The sequence below is a fragment of the Saccharopolyspora pogona genome, from assembly GCF_014697215.1.
In the GTDB taxonomy this organism is placed as follows: domain Bacteria; phylum Actinomycetota; class Actinomycetes; order Mycobacteriales; family Pseudonocardiaceae; genus Saccharopolyspora; species Saccharopolyspora hattusasensis.
Window position 1 is genome coordinate 5,760,726 of record NZ_CP031142.1, and the last position, 14,924, is coordinate 5,775,649.

General features: G+C 69.1%; 14 protein-coding genes, 1 tRNA gene and 1 pseudogene. 8 read left to right on the forward strand and 8 right to left on the reverse strand.

Going from position 1 to position 14,924, the window contains the following annotated elements; translation table 11 throughout:
• Nucleotides 1–56 precede the first annotated feature (56 nt).
• Nucleotides 57–1,541 carry a GGDEF domain-containing protein gene (locus DL519_RS26680; RefSeq protein WP_190824237.1) on the forward strand — a complete coding sequence of 495 codons (1,485 nt, stop codon included), beginning with the start codon at nucleotides 57–59 and terminating at the stop codon, nucleotides 1,539–1,541.
• A 228-nt stretch (nucleotides 1,542–1,769) separates the two neighbouring features.
• A complete protein-coding gene (locus DL519_RS26685; RefSeq protein ID WP_223839587.1) occupies nucleotides 1,770–2,930 on the forward strand; it encodes a hypothetical protein in 1,161 nt (386 codons plus the stop codon).
• Between the two features lie 29 nt (nucleotides 2,931–2,959).
• On the opposite strand, the gene DL519_RS26690 is transcribed toward DL519_RS26685, so the two are convergent.
• Both DL519_RS26690 and DL519_RS26695 read right to left on the reverse strand, forming a co-directional pair.
• Complete coding sequence (locus tag DL519_RS26690; protein WP_190818817.1) at nucleotides 2,960–3,583, reverse strand: tetratricopeptide repeat protein; 624 nt, start codon at nucleotides 3,581–3,583, stop codon at nucleotides 2,960–2,962.
• Entirely contained in the window at nucleotides 3,556–5,001 is a 1,446-nt protein-coding gene (locus DL519_RS26695) for an NB-ARC domain-containing protein (RefSeq protein ID WP_190818819.1), read from the reverse strand. The genes DL519_RS26690 and DL519_RS26695 overlap by 28 nt, the downstream gene beginning before the upstream one ends.
• Nucleotides 5,002–5,143: 142 nt before the next feature.
• On the opposite strand from DL519_RS26695, the gene DL519_RS26700 reads away from it, so the two are divergent.
• Nucleotides 5,144–5,216: transfer RNA gene (locus DL519_RS26700), tRNA-Arg, on the forward strand.
• A 265-nt stretch (nucleotides 5,217–5,481) separates the two neighbouring features.
• On the opposite strand, the pseudogene DL519_RS50380 reads toward DL519_RS26700, so the two are convergent.
• Nucleotides 5,482–5,634: pseudogene (locus DL519_RS50380) on the reverse strand (tyrosine-type recombinase/integrase); the annotation flags it as partial.
• A 71-nt stretch (nucleotides 5,635–5,705) separates the two neighbouring features.
• Here DL519_RS50380 and DL519_RS26710 point away from each other — a divergent pair.
• Nucleotides 5,706–6,440 (forward strand): hypothetical protein, encoded by a 735-nt coding sequence (locus tag DL519_RS26710; RefSeq protein WP_190818821.1) that lies wholly within the window; start codon nucleotides 5,706–5,708, stop codon nucleotides 6,438–6,440.
• Between the two features lie 265 nt (nucleotides 6,441–6,705).
• On the opposite strand, the gene DL519_RS50385 is transcribed toward DL519_RS26710, so the two are convergent.
• The 5 genes from DL519_RS50385 to pdxR form a co-directional block, all read right to left on the reverse strand.
• The gene (locus DL519_RS50385) at nucleotides 6,706–6,891 is read right to left on the reverse strand and encodes an Imm1 family immunity protein (RefSeq protein WP_397544977.1); all 186 of its coding nucleotides are present in this window, start codon (nucleotides 6,889–6,891) and stop codon (nucleotides 6,706–6,708) included.
• 609 nt (nucleotides 6,892–7,500) lie between these two features.
• Nucleotides 7,501–7,710: a tyrosine-type recombinase/integrase gene (locus DL519_RS26725; RefSeq protein WP_223839591.1), complete on the reverse strand. Its 210-nt coding sequence runs from the start codon at nucleotides 7,708–7,710 to the stop codon at nucleotides 7,501–7,503.
• A gap of 408 nt (nucleotides 7,711–8,118) precedes the next feature.
• Nucleotides 8,119–8,334: a hypothetical protein gene (locus DL519_RS26730; RefSeq protein WP_168586456.1), complete on the reverse strand. Its 216-nt coding sequence runs from the start codon at nucleotides 8,332–8,334 to the stop codon at nucleotides 8,119–8,121.
• A 12-nt stretch (nucleotides 8,335–8,346) separates the two neighbouring features.
• Nucleotides 8,347–8,529 (reverse strand): hypothetical protein, encoded by a 183-nt coding sequence (locus tag DL519_RS26735; protein WP_190818823.1) that lies wholly within the window; start codon nucleotides 8,527–8,529, stop codon nucleotides 8,347–8,349.
• Between the two features lie 368 nt (nucleotides 8,530–8,897).
• Nucleotides 8,898–10,322 carry a MocR-like pyridoxine biosynthesis transcription factor PdxR gene (gene pdxR, locus DL519_RS26740; RefSeq protein ID WP_190818825.1) on the reverse strand — a complete coding sequence of 475 codons (1,425 nt, stop codon included), beginning with the start codon at nucleotides 10,320–10,322 and terminating at the stop codon, nucleotides 8,898–8,900.
• A gap of 49 nt (nucleotides 10,323–10,371) precedes the next feature.
• On the opposite strand from pdxR, the gene DL519_RS26745 reads away from it, so the two are divergent.
• The 4 genes from DL519_RS26745 (at nucleotide 10,372) to DL519_RS26760 (ending at nucleotide 14,820) form a co-directional block, all read left to right on the forward strand.
• On the forward strand, nucleotides 10,372–10,803 hold the full coding sequence (locus tag DL519_RS26745; RefSeq protein ID WP_190818827.1) for a hypothetical protein: 432 nt from the start codon (nucleotides 10,372–10,374) through the stop codon (nucleotides 10,801–10,803).
• A 448-nt stretch (nucleotides 10,804–11,251) separates the two neighbouring features.
• Nucleotides 11,252–12,457, forward strand: coding sequence for an amidohydrolase (locus DL519_RS26750; RefSeq protein WP_190818829.1), 1,206 nt, complete (start codon nucleotides 11,252–11,254; stop codon nucleotides 12,455–12,457).
• Between the two features lie 621 nt (nucleotides 12,458–13,078).
• Nucleotides 13,079–14,179, forward strand: a complete 1,101-nt coding sequence (locus DL519_RS26755; RefSeq protein WP_190818831.1) for a sensor histidine kinase — start codon at nucleotides 13,079–13,081, stop codon at nucleotides 14,177–14,179.
• Complete coding sequence (locus DL519_RS26760; protein WP_190818833.1) at nucleotides 14,167–14,820, forward strand: response regulator transcription factor; 654 nt, start codon at nucleotides 14,167–14,169, stop codon at nucleotides 14,818–14,820. The genes DL519_RS26755 and DL519_RS26760 overlap by 13 nt, the downstream gene beginning before the upstream one ends.
• Nucleotides 14,821–14,924: the final 104 nt, after the last annotated feature.

Below are 14,924 nucleotides of genomic sequence, written 5' to 3' on the forward strand. Positions count from 1 at the left end.
GGTTCCATTACTAGGTGCGCTCCAGCGAGGACGCGGTGCAGCAGGATGATCCGCTGATGGTCGGCCACCTGCCGGCCCAAGACCGCCACGTGCGGTTGTTGCTGGACTCCGGCCGTTTCGCCGAGGCCAACGCGGCGTTCGGCGAGCTGCTCGCGGTCGGGGCGAACCACGTCGACGAGCAGTGGAACCGGCCCACCGTGCTGGTGCACCGAGCCTCGGTGGCGTGGCGCTTGGAGCGCATCCCGCTCGCCCTGGAGCTGATCGCCGAGGGCTGGACCGACCTGGACGTGGACCGCCCCGAGGGCGCGGCGGCCGCCCACACCATCAGCATGCTCGGCTACCTGTTGGAGACGATCGGCCACCGCGGCCCGGCGCTGAACCTGATGGCGCTCTCGGTGCAGATCGCCCGCAACTCCGGCGACCAGGCGGCGCTGGCGCACTGCCTGAACAGGGAGGGCAACGCGCGGGTGTTCCGCGCCATCACCCGCCCGGACGAATCGGGGGCGGCGCAGTTCGCGTTGGCCCGCGACCTCTTCGACGAGTCGCAGGCGCTGTCCAAGCCGGGTCAGGTGAAGCGCTCGGCGCTGGCCGGTTTCGCGCGGGCGCTGGCCGGTGTCGGCGACACGGCAGCCGCAGAACAGGCCGCCCTGGAGGCGCTGGCGCTGGGGCGGGCCGCCGACGACTGGTTCACGACGTCGGTGGCGAACTGGGTGCTGGCGGTGGTGCGCCGCGACCAGGGCCGCCTGGGGGAGGCCCGGACGTTCGCCAGCCGCGCCCTGGACGGCGCCGAAACGATCCGCGACACCATGCTGATGATGCAGTTCTCCCTCGACCTGGCGGCGATCTGCGAGGAGCTGTCCGACCCGGTCGGTGAATCCGCCGCGCTGCGGCGAACGGTCGCCGCGGGCAGCACAGCCGTGGACGTGCTGCAGGAGGGCTTGGGGCAGGCCTTGGAGCAGCGCCGCGTGGCGGTTCAGGCGCAGCGCATGGCGGTGGCCGCGCAGGAAGCCGCGCTACGCGACCCGCTGACCGGTCTGACCAACCGACTCGGTCTGGAGCGGCGCGCGCCCATGCTGCTCGAGAGCACCGCCGCGGCCGGGCGGGTGCCGTGGCTGTTGCTGCTGGACGTGGACTGGTTCAAGGACGTCAACGACCTCGCGGGCCACACCGCGGGCGACGTCGTGCTCCAGGAAGTCGCGCAGCTGCTGCGCCGCGAATGCCGCGCCGACGACCTGCTCTGCCGGTGGGCCGGCGACGAGTTCGTGGTGCTGCTCGTCGACGCCTCCGAGGAATCCCGCGACGCCGGGCCGATCGTCGCCGAACGGATCCGCGCCGCGGTGCACCGGCACGACTGGCAGCTGGTGCTCGGGCGGACGACGAGGCCGCCGACGGTGAGCATCGGGGTCGCGGCGGGCCCGGCGAACCTAGAGCACCTGTTCGCCGCCGCCGACATCGCGCTGTACCGGGCGAAGCGGGGCGGGCGCAACCGCTGGGAGATCGACGGCGACCGGCCGACCGCGGACCGGCCGACCGCGGGTTGAGGCGGATCCGGCTCGGTTAGGATCGGTCGCCGTGCCCACCACGCTGCGCCCCGATGGCGGCGGATTTCCCTTGCGCAGCAAGGTAGAATCGATGATTGACGCCGGAAGCCCGGAAGCCCGGAAGCCCGGAAGCCCGGAAGCCCGGAAGCCCGGAAGCCCGGAAGCCCGGAAGCCCGGAAGCCCGGAAACCCGGAAACCCGGAAACCCAGCAACCCGCTGGTGGCGGCCATGTCCGCTGAGCGGGACCGGGCGGGGCGCTGGGACTCCGCGCCGGTGCAGCGCCGGATCCTCGGCGTCGTGAGAACGCTGGCCGCGCTGGACCGCCTGCTGGACGTGCTCCCGGTGCTCGCGGACGACATGCGGGTGGAGACCCGCTTCGCGGTGGCGACGGGATCGGAGTTCGCCGCGAACCTCGCCGACGAGCTGCACCGCTCGCAGGCGCAGGTCGTGGACTGGGAGCAGGCCATCGGCAAGGACTTCGACTTCGCGATCTCGCCGAGCGGCAACGGCCCGCTGCACGAGCTGGAGGTCCCGGTGCTGACGCTGCCGCACGGCGCCGGGCACCACAAGCTCCGCGCCACGGAAACCGGTGTGGCACAGGAAGTTTCGGGCCTGTCCATCACCCAGCTGATGCACGAGGGCCGGGTGGTCCCGGCGGTCGTCGGCCTCTCGCACCCGAACCAACTGGCCGAGCTGCGGCACAGCTGCCCGGAAGCGGTCCCCCGCGCCGAGGTGATCGGCGACCCTTGCTTCGCGCGCCTGCAGGTCAGCCTGCCGATGCGCGGGCAGTACCGCGCAGCCCTCGGCACCGGCCCGCGAAAACTGGTGGTCCTGGCCTCGACCTGGGGCCCGCATTCGCTGTTCCGCCAACAAGGCGGGCTGGCGCAACAGTTGGTCGCCGCGCTACCCGCCGACTACCAGGTGGCGCTGGTGCTGCACCCGAACGTCTGGAGCAGGCATGGCGGCCTGCAGCTCGAAACCTGGCTGCGGACGGCCCTGCACAACGGGCTCGTCCTGGTTCCAAGGCTGCGCAAGTGGCAGGCCGCGCTGGTCGCCGCGGACGTGGTCGTCTCCGATCACGGGTCGCTGTCGTTCTACGCTGCCGCGCTGGGAAAACCGCTGCTCCTGGCGGCTTTCGGCACCGGCGAGGTGGTGCCCGGCTCCCCGATGGCGCTGCTGAGCGGACGGGCGGAACGCCTGGACCCGGCCGGGGACGTGCGGGCGCAGATCGATGCGGCGAGGCCGATCCCGGATCATCGGCAGCTCACCGACCTGGCCTTCCACGACGGCCCCTACCAGCGCCTTCGCGAGCTGATCTACCGGCGGCTGGAACTTCCGGAGCCGCCGTGGCCTGCCCGTCCGGAGCCGGTGGACCTGTTCCACTCGTGAGTGATCGTTTTCGGTAAGAACCGGAACGATCACTCACGATCGAGCTTGCGCTGCACCCGCTCCGCCTTCGGGCTCTGCGCCTGCTCGTAGATCGCCAGCGCCTCCTCCAGGCAGTCCCGCGAGCCCGGCTGCCCGGTCGCGGCCAGCGAGTCGGCGAGCAGTTCCAACGGCTCGGCGAGGTCGAAGGATGCCTGCCGCTCCCGAGTCGTGGCAATGGCGTCCTGAAGCAGCGCGATGGCCTGCTCGTGCTGGCCGAGCGACTGGTGCGCCCGAGCCGCGGTGACCCTGATCTTTCCAGGAGTCCGCTTGTCCTCGGGGAATTCCGCGATCCGCTCCAGGGCGGCCCGCAACACCTCCAGGGCCTCGTCGTGGCGGCCGAGCCCGGAAAACGACTTGCCCATCAGGTATTCCTGCAGCGCCATGCCGCGACGGCGCCCCAACTCCTCGTTGAGCCGCCGCGACCGCTCGAAATTCCCGACTGCTCCGTCGAATTCGCCGAGCGCGTGCATCACCTTGCCCTGGAATTCCAGTGCGGAAGCCAGGATCCGCCGATGCCCGGCTCGCTCCGCCACGGCGACGGCCCGCGCGCATTCCTCCTGCGCTTCGGCGAGCTCGTCGCACTCCATCAGCAGCTGCCCGCGCAGGCTCCGCATCCGGGACTCCGCGACGGGATCCTCGATCTCCCGTGCGCACCTGATGGCCAGTTCCAAAGCCCCAACGTGTCGGAATAATGCTTATGCTGGTTGTGCAGCGCCCATAATGGACCGTCGCAGAGCGCGATCACGTCTACACGCAAACCACTTTCTTCTGCCAACCGAACTATGCCGAGCAGGTTGATTCGCTCCCGCTCCAGCCACTCCAGCGCTTCTTCCCGAGTGGCGAAGGGATTTTCCCCGGCGACGTCGTCGTCCACGACGCGCAGGCGGCTCGGCTCCATCACCATCCGGTCGGCGAAGGCGCCCTGCAACCGATACCAACCGACGAGGCGCCGTAGCGCGTCGTCGCGCTTCGCGGCGCCGAGCGCCCGGACGGCTTCGGAGGAGGCGTGCTCGTCCACGAGGTCGTGGAGCAGGTACTGCTCTTGATCGTTCTCTTCCACCAGACAAGTCCTGTGCAGCTCGGCGAGACGGGATTCGGCGTCGATCTCAGCGAGATCGGCTAACGCCGCCACCGCCCGGGTCGAGAACACGGGGCCCGGGAACACACCCAGCCACGCGTACAGTTCCTTCTCGGTCGCCTGGAGCTCCCCGACCGCGAGGTCCAGGGCCGAGAAGACCTTGTGGAAGTGCCTCCGCCGCCGGCCGGAGAGCTCCCGAACCGCCCGCGCGATGCTCCAAGACACCCGCCGCTGCAACAGACCGGCGACGACGCGCAACGCGATCGGCAGCCCGCCGCACTGATCCACGAGCTCCGCCGCAGCGGCGGGCTCGGCGTCGACCCGCGCCCGCAGCCCGTTCCGCCGCAGGTAGTCGAGGGCATGCGGCGGCTCGAGCGCGCTCAGCCGAATCGGGCGAACCCCGTCCGGAACCAGGTCGGCGGCATCTTCTCGGGCCGTGCACAGCACGAGGCTGTCCGCCGAGGCGGGCAGCAACTTCTCGATCTCCCCCAGGTCGGCCACGTCGTCGAAGAAGAACAGCAGCTTCCGGCCCTTGGTCCTGCTGCGCAACAGGACGATCTTGTCGTCCGTCGCCAGCGGGATCCGGTCACCGTCAACGCCCAGCGAACGCAAGCAGTGCTCGGCGGCCTCGTCGAGACTCCGCCGCCCGAGGTCGAAGTCGAACACCACCTGCCCGTCCTCGAACGCCCCGATCACCCGGTACGACCAGTAAGTGCCCAGCGCGCTCTTGCCGACCCCGTTGATCCCGCTGATCACCACGCACCCGGCCCGAGCACCGCGCCGCTCGGCCAAAAGCGCGTCGAGCGTTTCGCGCTCCGGCTCCCGATCGACGAAGTTGACCGGCTCCGCAGACAGCTGCCCCGGCGGCACCTGCTCCTCGCGGAAGTGCACGTCGCCGTGAACGGCCCCGATCTGCACGAGGTTGCGCACCGAACCGCTGTTCTCGTTGCCCATACCCACCCCAGTGGCGCCGAACGGTAACGATCACCTGACGATACGCGACGGAAGCCTGCGACCGGTGGGACGTGAGGGACGCCAACCGGGTGTCGGCAGCGAACGGCGGTGCAGGTAGGCTGCGAGACGGGTCGAAGACCAAGCCCTCGTAGCTCAGGGGATAGAGCACCGCTCTCCTAAAGCGGGTGTCGCAGGTTCGAATCCTGCCGGGGGCGCTACCAGTATTAGCCCGCTGACCTGCGGCGGGACGCCAGGTCGATGACCTTTTCGCTCCCTTCGGATCCCCCCGAAGAGAGCAAAATGGGAGAAATCGGAGCCTGCTCCCGGTCGAGGGCTGCAGCGACCGCCGCCCAACGCTCGGGTTCCGCCTCGGCCAGTACGCGCACGGCCTCGGCGATCGCATCGGAACTCAGCTCGGGCGTGGACGTTTCCGGGGCCACCGATAAGGTCGCGCACCTGCGTCCAACGGGCATCCGCCAGATGCGCGTACCGCATGGTCGTCGTCCACGACTTGTGACCCAGCAACGCTGACACCGTTTCAATGCCGGCACCATCCTGAATCAGCCACGACGCGTAGGTATGCCGCATCGAGCGGTGTGACACCTGCGAGCCCCGCGCGCTCCGCGACGCCATCCCAGTGCCGCCGCCGGACGTTCCCGTAGTTCAACGGCGTTCCGGCTTTGGACGCCAGCAGCAGCGCCCCGGTGCAACCATCTCCACTGCAGATCGACCCCGGTCACGTCGGCCTCGACAAGTTCCGCCGCGACGTCGCCGCGGCCAACCCCAAGAGGATCAACCCGGCCAAGGTCGTCCCAGGCATCAGGCCAAAGCTGGAGGCGTACCAATCCGAAGTCGCCGACGCCATCGAGTCGTACTTCACCTGCGGTGTCGCGGTCAATCCCCGGATCCTGCCGGAACGGCGCTACAAGCTGGCCGCTGAGATCTTGGCCATCGCGCCGCCGACGGTGTCACCGACGTGGGTGGAGCAGAAGTATCGGCACCTGGTCGCGCTCAGCCTCGGGGAGGAACCCGACGTTGCAGAGGAAGACCGGCTGCTGACCGTGGACGAGTACTCGCAGGATCGTGGGATCAAAGGTAAGCCACTGCGTTCGATGCGGACCAGCTTCGGCGCCAAACTCGCCGCTACCTACCGCAAGCACTACGGGTCCAGCCTGAAGAAGGCACCGCGGTTCGTTGACGGGACCACCCGTTCCGTTTCGGTCTACACCGAACGGGATCGGCGCTCTTCGATGAACTCTGGCAACATTTCTACGCGGCCGACGACGCCGCCTGACCAACCCCGAACCACCTCAACGGGCACCGCGAACCGCGGTGCCCGTTTTCTATTGCAGGAGGAAACCCGTTGTCTGACGAACTCCGATCGTGGCTGCGCACCGTCGTGCCCGCCGCATGGTCAGCTCTGGTGGCGTGGCTGGTGACGGCCGGCGCTCCCGAGTGGCTTACCAGTCCGCTCGGCGACGCGCAGGACATGCTCGTGGTGCCGCTGGTCCTCAGCGCGGTGTACGCCGGACTCCGCAAGATCGAGTCGCACATGCCGCCGCTGCTGACTCGCGTTCTGCTCGGCAGCAACACCCCGCCGAGCTACCCGACCGACGACACCAGCTCCGGGCGACATGCCCCTGACACGAATGCGCCCCGCACCCTTCACCGGGTGCAGGGCGTATTCGTCGTTTCAGGGGGCGGTCAGTACCACTTGCCAGGCTGCCACTGCACGCACGTCGGCCGCACTCCGGTGCGGCAGTACTCGGCGATGGCCTCGCGTACCTGCTCTAGTCGCAACGAGGCTGAGGCAACACTTGCCCACAAGGCGTACCGTGACCAGCAGCGGTTGCCCCCTTGACACGACCTGATCGGGCTTCGCCAGGTCAACGGGGTTAGGGCAGAGGCCCGCCCTTGTGGGGCGCGCCCAAGGACCTCCGAGCGCGCTTAGTTCGGCCCAAAAGCTCCGGAATGCTTTCGAGGGAGGGGCCATGCCCGCCGTCCACATCCCTAGCCGCGACGAGCTCGTTTTCGCGGTCAACACTGCGCGAACTTGTCTGCCCTCACCTCCGAGACTGGCCTACTACAGCGGCCTCGGCTTGCTGGCCGTGTTTGATGTGCTCGAGTGGCCAGTTGCGGTGGCCATCGGGATCGGGGCGGTGGTCGCACAGCGAGCCGCCCGCCGAGTCCAGACAAGATCGTGAACAATCACCAGGTCAACGCTTGATCACGTCGTTCACGCCGAACTGCTCCGGTGCACGGGGCACATTCGGGGCACATGACAGCCACCATTGACCAATAACAGCGACAACTGACCAGGACTACGCAGCACGCCAACCAGCAGTTCACCAGCCGAACCGCAGGTGGGCGTGGCGGCCGGAAGGCTCTCCTAAGCGGGTGTCGCAGGTTCGAATCCTGCCGGGGGCGCAAAATCGCTGGTAAAAGCGGTGGGGGCTGATCTAGTTCAAGATCAGCCCCCACTTTATCCCCGTCTTCGCCTCAGCCCTCGAGCTGCATGTTTGCCAGCGCTTCGGCTGCCGGGCTACTGACGATCCCCCGTTTCATGTACGCGTCCTGGGTCATGCTGACCTGCTCGTGACCGAGGTAATCGGCGATCTCATGCGCGGTCAGCGCCTGCCCGTCTAGCTCCGTGGCGATCAGGCGCCGGAAGGCGTGCGGGTGCAGCCCCTCCCAAGCCGTGCCCTCCACAGCTTCCCCTTACACCGCCACCATCACGGTGCCCGGCACCTCCGCACCGGGACCCGCACTCCCCAGGCCGAGCCAACGCGGTAACCCCGGAGGAGGACAACCCGTGGGACGTGCGCGTCAACTCTCAATCCACAAAGGACAGCACCTACGGCTGCCGGCAAAGGGCACAACCGCGCCCTGCACCGCCATGGACTGCGCTAGCTCCCAGGTCAAGTGCGCATCCGTCGAATGCGGCGGACGCACCAGCGACATGTGGACCGTCATCATCTTCGACGGCCGCACCGGCTGCGTCCCCAACTCCCGCATCACCGTCCCCAAAACCAACTGACCCACACCACCGAGCGGAGAACGAAGCACGCTCCCGCACCTTCATCGAGTGCGGGGGCGCGTTCGTCGTTTCCGGGGGGATTACACAGGCGGGACAAGACCCGGCAGGTAGCCCTTGCCGTCGCATTGCGGGCAGGTTCGCCATTCGGCCATCGTCATGCCGGTCTGCATGTCCTCGGTGGCCTGCACGACGTAGATCCGCGGTTCGCTGATCTTCCGCATCCCACCGCAGGTGAAGCACAGTGCGTTCGGACCGCCAGCGCGCATCTGCTCGTCATCGTCGTTGTTGCCCACCATGCCCCTACCTCATCATGCGGGCGGCCCGAGGCCGCGTTGGCGGCCCGGTGTTTCGCGGCAGTGCCGACATCTCGACCGCGCCATCACCGTGCCCACCTCACCCGTGGTCATTGACATGATCGCGCGCGGCAGCGTCACGTACCGGCTGCCATCACAGCCGCGACAGCGCGACGTCGTCTCGCCGGTGTCGCTCATCGCTACCTCCTACACCGCGGGCGGACTCTCCAGCTGGCCGGAGCCGTCGCACGTGTTGCAGTCGACCTGTTCGGCTTCTTCGCCTTCGCCCTCGCGCCGCGATTGGCGACGTTGTATCCCTTGCCGTTACACGAGGGGCGCATGAACAGCATCGTAGTGATCCTCCCCTGTCGGTAATCATCTGTCGAGGTACCCGGCGCGCGGGGAACCGGTTGCGGCACCTGCCTCGCGTCGATTCCCACCAGCCACCAATGCGAGTCGGCCGGGCGGCTATCGCGCGCCGGGGGCGCGAGCGCGCGCAGCCGCTTCGCGTCGAAGGTGACCATCCGCAGTTCTCGTCCGTAGTCCGCGACGCCGCCAAGGTACGGTCAGGACTGCTGCCTCGAGTTCCGCGAGCGGTGGGCCGCTGCGATTGCGGCGATGAGACCAGGGAGGGCGTGCTCGGCGAACCGCCCGTAGCCGAGCACGAACGCGGGTGCGGCCCGCTCGGGGTCGGCCCAGTGCTGGGCGGCGCCCTCCACCAGCGCACCTCGTGCGCGCGCGTCGTCGAGCAGCCCGTTCTCGTCGGTGCCTGGTGGCAGGCGGACGTAGACGTGCCGACCCGCCGCCGCACCGGTCGGTGTGGCTTCGGGAAAGTGCGCTGCAAGAGCCTTGAGCGCCGCATCCCGCCGACCGCGGTAGATCGGGCGGACCCGCCGCAGGTGCCGGGTGAATCCGCCGTCCTCGACCAACCGCGCGAGCGCGAGCTGCTCCAGCAGCCCCGACCCCATGTCGTCGAAGAACTTCTCCTGGACGAGATCACTCACCAGGGACTTGGGCACGGCGGCCCAACCGAGCCGCAGCGCGGGACTCAACGTCTTGCTTGCCCCACCTGCGTAAACGACGTGCTCGGGGTCGAGCCCCTGGACCGCGCCTGCCGGAGCGCGGTCGTAGCGGAACTCCGCGTCGTAGTCGTCCTCGATGACCAGGACGTCGTGGCGCTGGGCCCACCGCACCAGTTCCCCGCGCCGCTGCGGGCTCAGGACCGCACCTGTCGGGTAGGAGTGCGCCGGTGCGACCAGCACCGCAGCGACCTGCTGCTCGCGCAGCCAGGCCACGTCGATCCCGTCGTCGTCGACGGGCGCGGGGACCACGTGGATGCCCGTCCTTTCGACTGCCCTGCGGTGGAAGGCGAAGCACGGGTCCTCGACCGCGATCCGCTTGGCCCCGCGGGCGCGCAGGACGCGGCAGAGGAGCACGAGCGCCTGTGTGAATCCGGTCGTGATGACCATCGTCTCGGGTGCCGTGCGGACTCCTCGCACGCGACCGAGATAACCGGCCAGCGCGGCCCGGAGCTCGGGCGCGCCTTGCGGATCCGGGTAGGTGAGCCTGCACTCCGGTGTGCCGGCGAGTGCGGCCCGGTAGTGCCGGTACCACTCCCGCCTGGGGAAGGTCCCGGTGTCGGGCAGTCCGCCGACGAACCGAGCCGCCGCCGTCGGTGCCGAAAGCGGCTCGATGCTGTCGGCAGGCGCGACGTCGCGAACCCGCGTGCCCGATCCGCGACGCGCCACCAGGTAGCCATCGGCGATCAGGTTCCGGTACGCCTCGACGATCACGCTGCGGGAGACCCCGAGATCGCCGGCCAACGCACGGGACGGCGGCAGCAGCGTGCCGGCTGCCAGGCGCCCGTCCTGGACCGCCGCGCGCAACCCGTGCTCGACCTGCTCCCGAAGCCGACGCGGAGCGGATCGATCGAGCGGCACCAACACATCTGCCGGGAACTCCGAATGCGTTGAATTGGTCTGCTTGTCCATGATTAGATTGGATCTTGTAGCAAACCAATCGGCGCCGCAAGATCGGGGCATGGACCGACTCCACTCCCCGTTGTTCACCCGCTTCGAGCCAGGGCCCGCCCTGAATCCGGCCGGGCCGGTGCTGGTGAGCGGCACCGAACTCACCCTGCACCGCCGCCGCGATCTGGTCGGCGTGGCGCGCGCCGGGATCCGCCTGCGCCGAGGTTGGTACGCGATGCCCGGCGCGGTCGGCTTGTGGCTCTGGGTCTCGCCGCTGGAGGGCAGGAGCGGCGCGCTCTCGGTTTGGACCGGCGAGCACGACCTGCAGCGGTTCGCCGGCCTGCCCGCGCACGTCGAGATCATGCGCCGCTTCCGCGACTGGGGCACAGTCCGATCCATCACCTGGACCGCGGACGTCTTCGACGCGCGGAGCACGCTCAGCGGCATGCGACGGTGGATCGACAGCAGTCCGGAGCCCGTCGTCGGAAAACCCGCACACTGATCGGCCGGAACTGCTTTCCGAATGTTGTAGCCGTGCGGCAGGGACCCGCGTCCTGAATGCACCCGTTCCACGGCGAAGATCGAGACTATCCACAAAGGACGAACGAGCCGGGAACCGCAGCGGCCGCAGACGCAATACCGGACAACGGCTCGTTTGTCCGGTGCCACGCCCCTTGCCCGCGTTCTCCCCCGGGATCTGCCGAAACCTCGACCGCGTGGCCGCGCGTAGGGTCGGCGCATGGCCGGTCCAGGCCATCGATCGTCGTTCCGGCCAGGACCCCGGGCCAGCCACAGCCATCCGCGCCGCCGACGAAATCCGCCCAAGCCATCTACGCGAGCAACGCCGATCTGGCGGCGGCGCTCGCGTTCTCGCACATCGAGCTTGGCCAAGCCCCCTCGCTGGCCAGCCTCGCCGACGTGCTACCAACGACGTGACGAACGGATAGCCAATGCTGATCACCAACGTCCGCCCGTGGGGCGGCCAGGCCTCGGACATCGAGATCCAGGACGGCCGGATCAGCGCCGTTACCCCGCACTCCCCGCAGGCCACGAGCGCCGACTCGGTCGACGGCCGCGGGCGGCTCGCCCTGCCCTCGTTCTCCGACGTCCACTGCCACCTCGACTCGACCCGGCTGGGCCTGCCGTTCCGGCCGCACACCGGCAGCCCGGGGATCTGGCCGATGGTCATGAACGACCGCGAGAACTGGCGCGACGCAGAGTGGAGCGTCGCCGAACGGGCCACCTTCACGCTCCGCCGCATGATCGAGCAGGGCACGACCAGGGTGCGCAGCTACGCCCAGATCGACGCGGACTGCGGGCTGGAGCGCTTCGAAGGGGTGCTGGCCGCGAAGGAGGCGCACCGCGACCGCTGCGACGTCGAGATCATCGCGTTCCCGCAGGCAGGCCTGCTGCGGGAGGACGGCGTCCCGCAGCTGATCGACGAGGCGCTGGCCTCGGGGGCTGCCGTGGTCGGCGGCATCGACCCCTGCACGCTCGACCGCGACCCGGTGCGCCACCTGGACGTCCTGTTCGGACTGGCGGAGAAGCACCAGGCGCCGATCGACGTCCACCTGCACGAGCCCGGCGAGCTCGGGGTGTTCTCGGTCGACCTGATCCTGGAGCGCACCCGCGCGCTCGGCATGGCGGGGCAGGTCACCATCTCCCACGCCTACAGCCTCGGCAGCGTCTCGGAGGCCACCACCCGGCGGCTGATCGCGGAGTTCGCCGAGCTGGACATCTCGATGGCCACCGTCGCGCCCGCGCGGCACCACTCGCTGCCGCTCACCGAGCTCACCGTCGCCGGGGTCCGGGTCGGGCTGGGCGAGGACGGCCAGCGCGACTACTGGTCGCCGTACGGCAACGCCGACATGCTCGACCGCACGTGGCAGCTCTCGTTCACCAACCAGTTCCGCGCCGACGAGCTCATCGAGCACTGCTACGCGGTGGCTTCCCGCGGCGGTGCGTCGATCCTCGACCGCTCGCTGCCGCGGCTGGCGTCGGTCGCCGACCGCCCCGGGCTCGCCGTCGGTGACCAGGCCGACCTGCTGCTGGTCGACGGCGAAACCGTTGCCTCCGCCGTGATGGACCGCGGCCGCGACCGGACGGTGATCCACAACGGCCGCGTGGTCGCCGACGGCGGGGCGTTGACCGCGTAAGGCGACGCCGCCCCGATTGGCGGTTCCCCAGGGAGATCCACTTTCGTTAGAAACGGATCATCGGCGCTGGGGAGGGCTTGATGTCAGGCACGATCGTCTGGACCGGTACCGCTGCGCAACGCCGCCTTCAAGAGCTTGGGCTCGATATCGCTCAGGTTGATGAGGCCATCCGGGCCGGAGTGAACGCTAGGCGTTCCAACAACGACTTCGAGCCCCGATCAGCCCTCGGCCTCAAGGACTGGATCGCACGAGTAGGTGAGCTCCGTCGCCGCGTAGTGGCTGAGGCCGGCTGGCGATACGCGGATCCACGCAACGTGCCGTTGGTGTACGAAGCCCACAAGAGCAGGGCATTGGGTGTCTTGCTGGGTGACCAGAACACGGGCGACGCCCGCTCGAAGACGGGCCCCCGGAGCAAATACCCGAAGGGCGCGGTGGTTGCTGAGGCTACGGCGCAAGGTACCGGGCAGCCGACACTCGATCTCGACCTGACGCAGTCGAGCAACCGCGGGCACCTCGACATCGAAGACCTCGCTGCGATGGACGTCGCATCGACTGCGGTCTACGCCGAGTTCGACTTTGGTCTGATGCCCAAGCTCCGCAGGCGGCTATACCCTTTGCCGCGTGCGAAAACCCATCGCGCCCGTCATTGGTGTCGCGCCGCTGGTCGCGTCGCTGGTCTACGGCGAGATCCAGGCGGGCACCGGGGCGGGCGGGTTGATCCTGGATGTCTCCTTCGGAGCACTCGGATGCGTGCTGGTGGCGGCGTTGTTCCGCTGGCCCGTCCCCATCGCGGTCGTGTTGGCCGCGCTGGCGGCGGTGTCCTCGACCGCCACGCCACCGGCCACGCTGGCGACGCTGGTGGTGGCCAAGGAACGTCGAATCGCCGTCGCCTGCCAGGTGGCGACGGCCGGGATCATCGGGCACGCGATCCGCGGCCTGTGGCGACCGCTGCCCGGACTCTCCTTCGGCTGGTGGCTGGTGCTGGACGTGGTCGCGCACGCCGGGCTGCTCGGCTGGGGCTTGCTGATCAGGGCGAGGCAGGAATTGATCGACTCGCTGCGGGAACGGGCCCGGCGGGCGGAAGCCGAGCAGGGCAGGCGCGTCGCGGAGGCACGAGCGGCCGAACGCACCGCGCTGGCAAGGGAAATGCACGACGTGCTCGCCCACCGGCTGTCCCTGGTCGCCACCTACGCGGGGGCTCTCGAATACCGCCAGGACATCGATCCGCCACGACTCGCGCAGGCTGCCGGGGTCATCCGCGATGGTGTCCACCAGGCGCTCGACGAACTCCGCGAGGTGATCAACGTGCTCCGCGAGGACACCGAAGAACCAGCCCGGCTCGGCCTCCCCGACCTGGCCGCACTGGTGGCGGAGACCCGGGGAACCGGCACCCGGATCGACTTCCAGGACCACACTTCGGGAGCCGACTCACTGCCCCCGTCGACGGGCCGCACCGGTTACCGGATCGTGCAGGAAGGCCTGACGAACGCGCGTAAGCACGCCGCGGGACAACCGGTTCGGGTCACCGTGACGGGCGCGCCGGGCGAAGGGCTGCGCATCTACATCCGCAACCCCGTCGGCGCGACGGCAACGGTTCCAGGCACCGGCACCGGACTCGTCGGCCTCACCGAGCGGGTGCGCCTGACCGGAGGTCAGCTGGACCACGAATTGACCGCCTCCGGCGAATTTCGGCTGCACGCCTCGCTACCGTGGCCGGTGTGATTCGAGTCCTGATCGTCGACGACGACGCGCTCGTGCGCGCCGGGCTGACCATGATGCTCGACGGCGCGGGCGGCATCGCGGTGGTCGGCGAGGCCGGCGACGGCGATGCGGCGCTGACCGCGGCCAACGCGCACGCACCCGAAGTCGTCCTGATGGACATCCGGATGCCGAAGGTCGGCGGCATAGCCGCGACCCGGATGCTGCGCGAACGACGGGACCCGCCCGAGGTCATCGTGCTGACCACGTTCGACACCGACGAGAACATCGTGCACGCGCTGCGGGCCGGTGCGGCCGGTTTCCTGCTCAAGGACACCCCGCCGCCGGAGATCGTGGACGCGATCCGCAAGGTCGCGGAGGGCCACCCGATCCTGTCCCCTCGGATCACCCGCAAGCTGATGGACAAGGTCACCACCGATTCCGACCGCTGCGAACGGGCGCGAGCCCGCCTCACCAAGCTGAGCGACCGCGAATACGAGGTGGCCCTGGCGATCGCCCGCGGGGGCACCAACGCCGAAATAGCGGCGGCCCTGTACATGAGCGTGGCCACGGTGAAGGCTCACGTCTCCCGCGTCCTGACGAAGCTGGACCTCGGCAACAGAACCCAGATAGCCCTCCTGGCCCACGACGCCGACCTGACCTGACGGAGAACACCGAGAAGGCCTTGAACGCACGGGCCGTGAGTCTTTTGGTTGCTATATATAGCAACCAAAAGACTCACGGCCCGCTACCAGCGAAACCGTCTTAC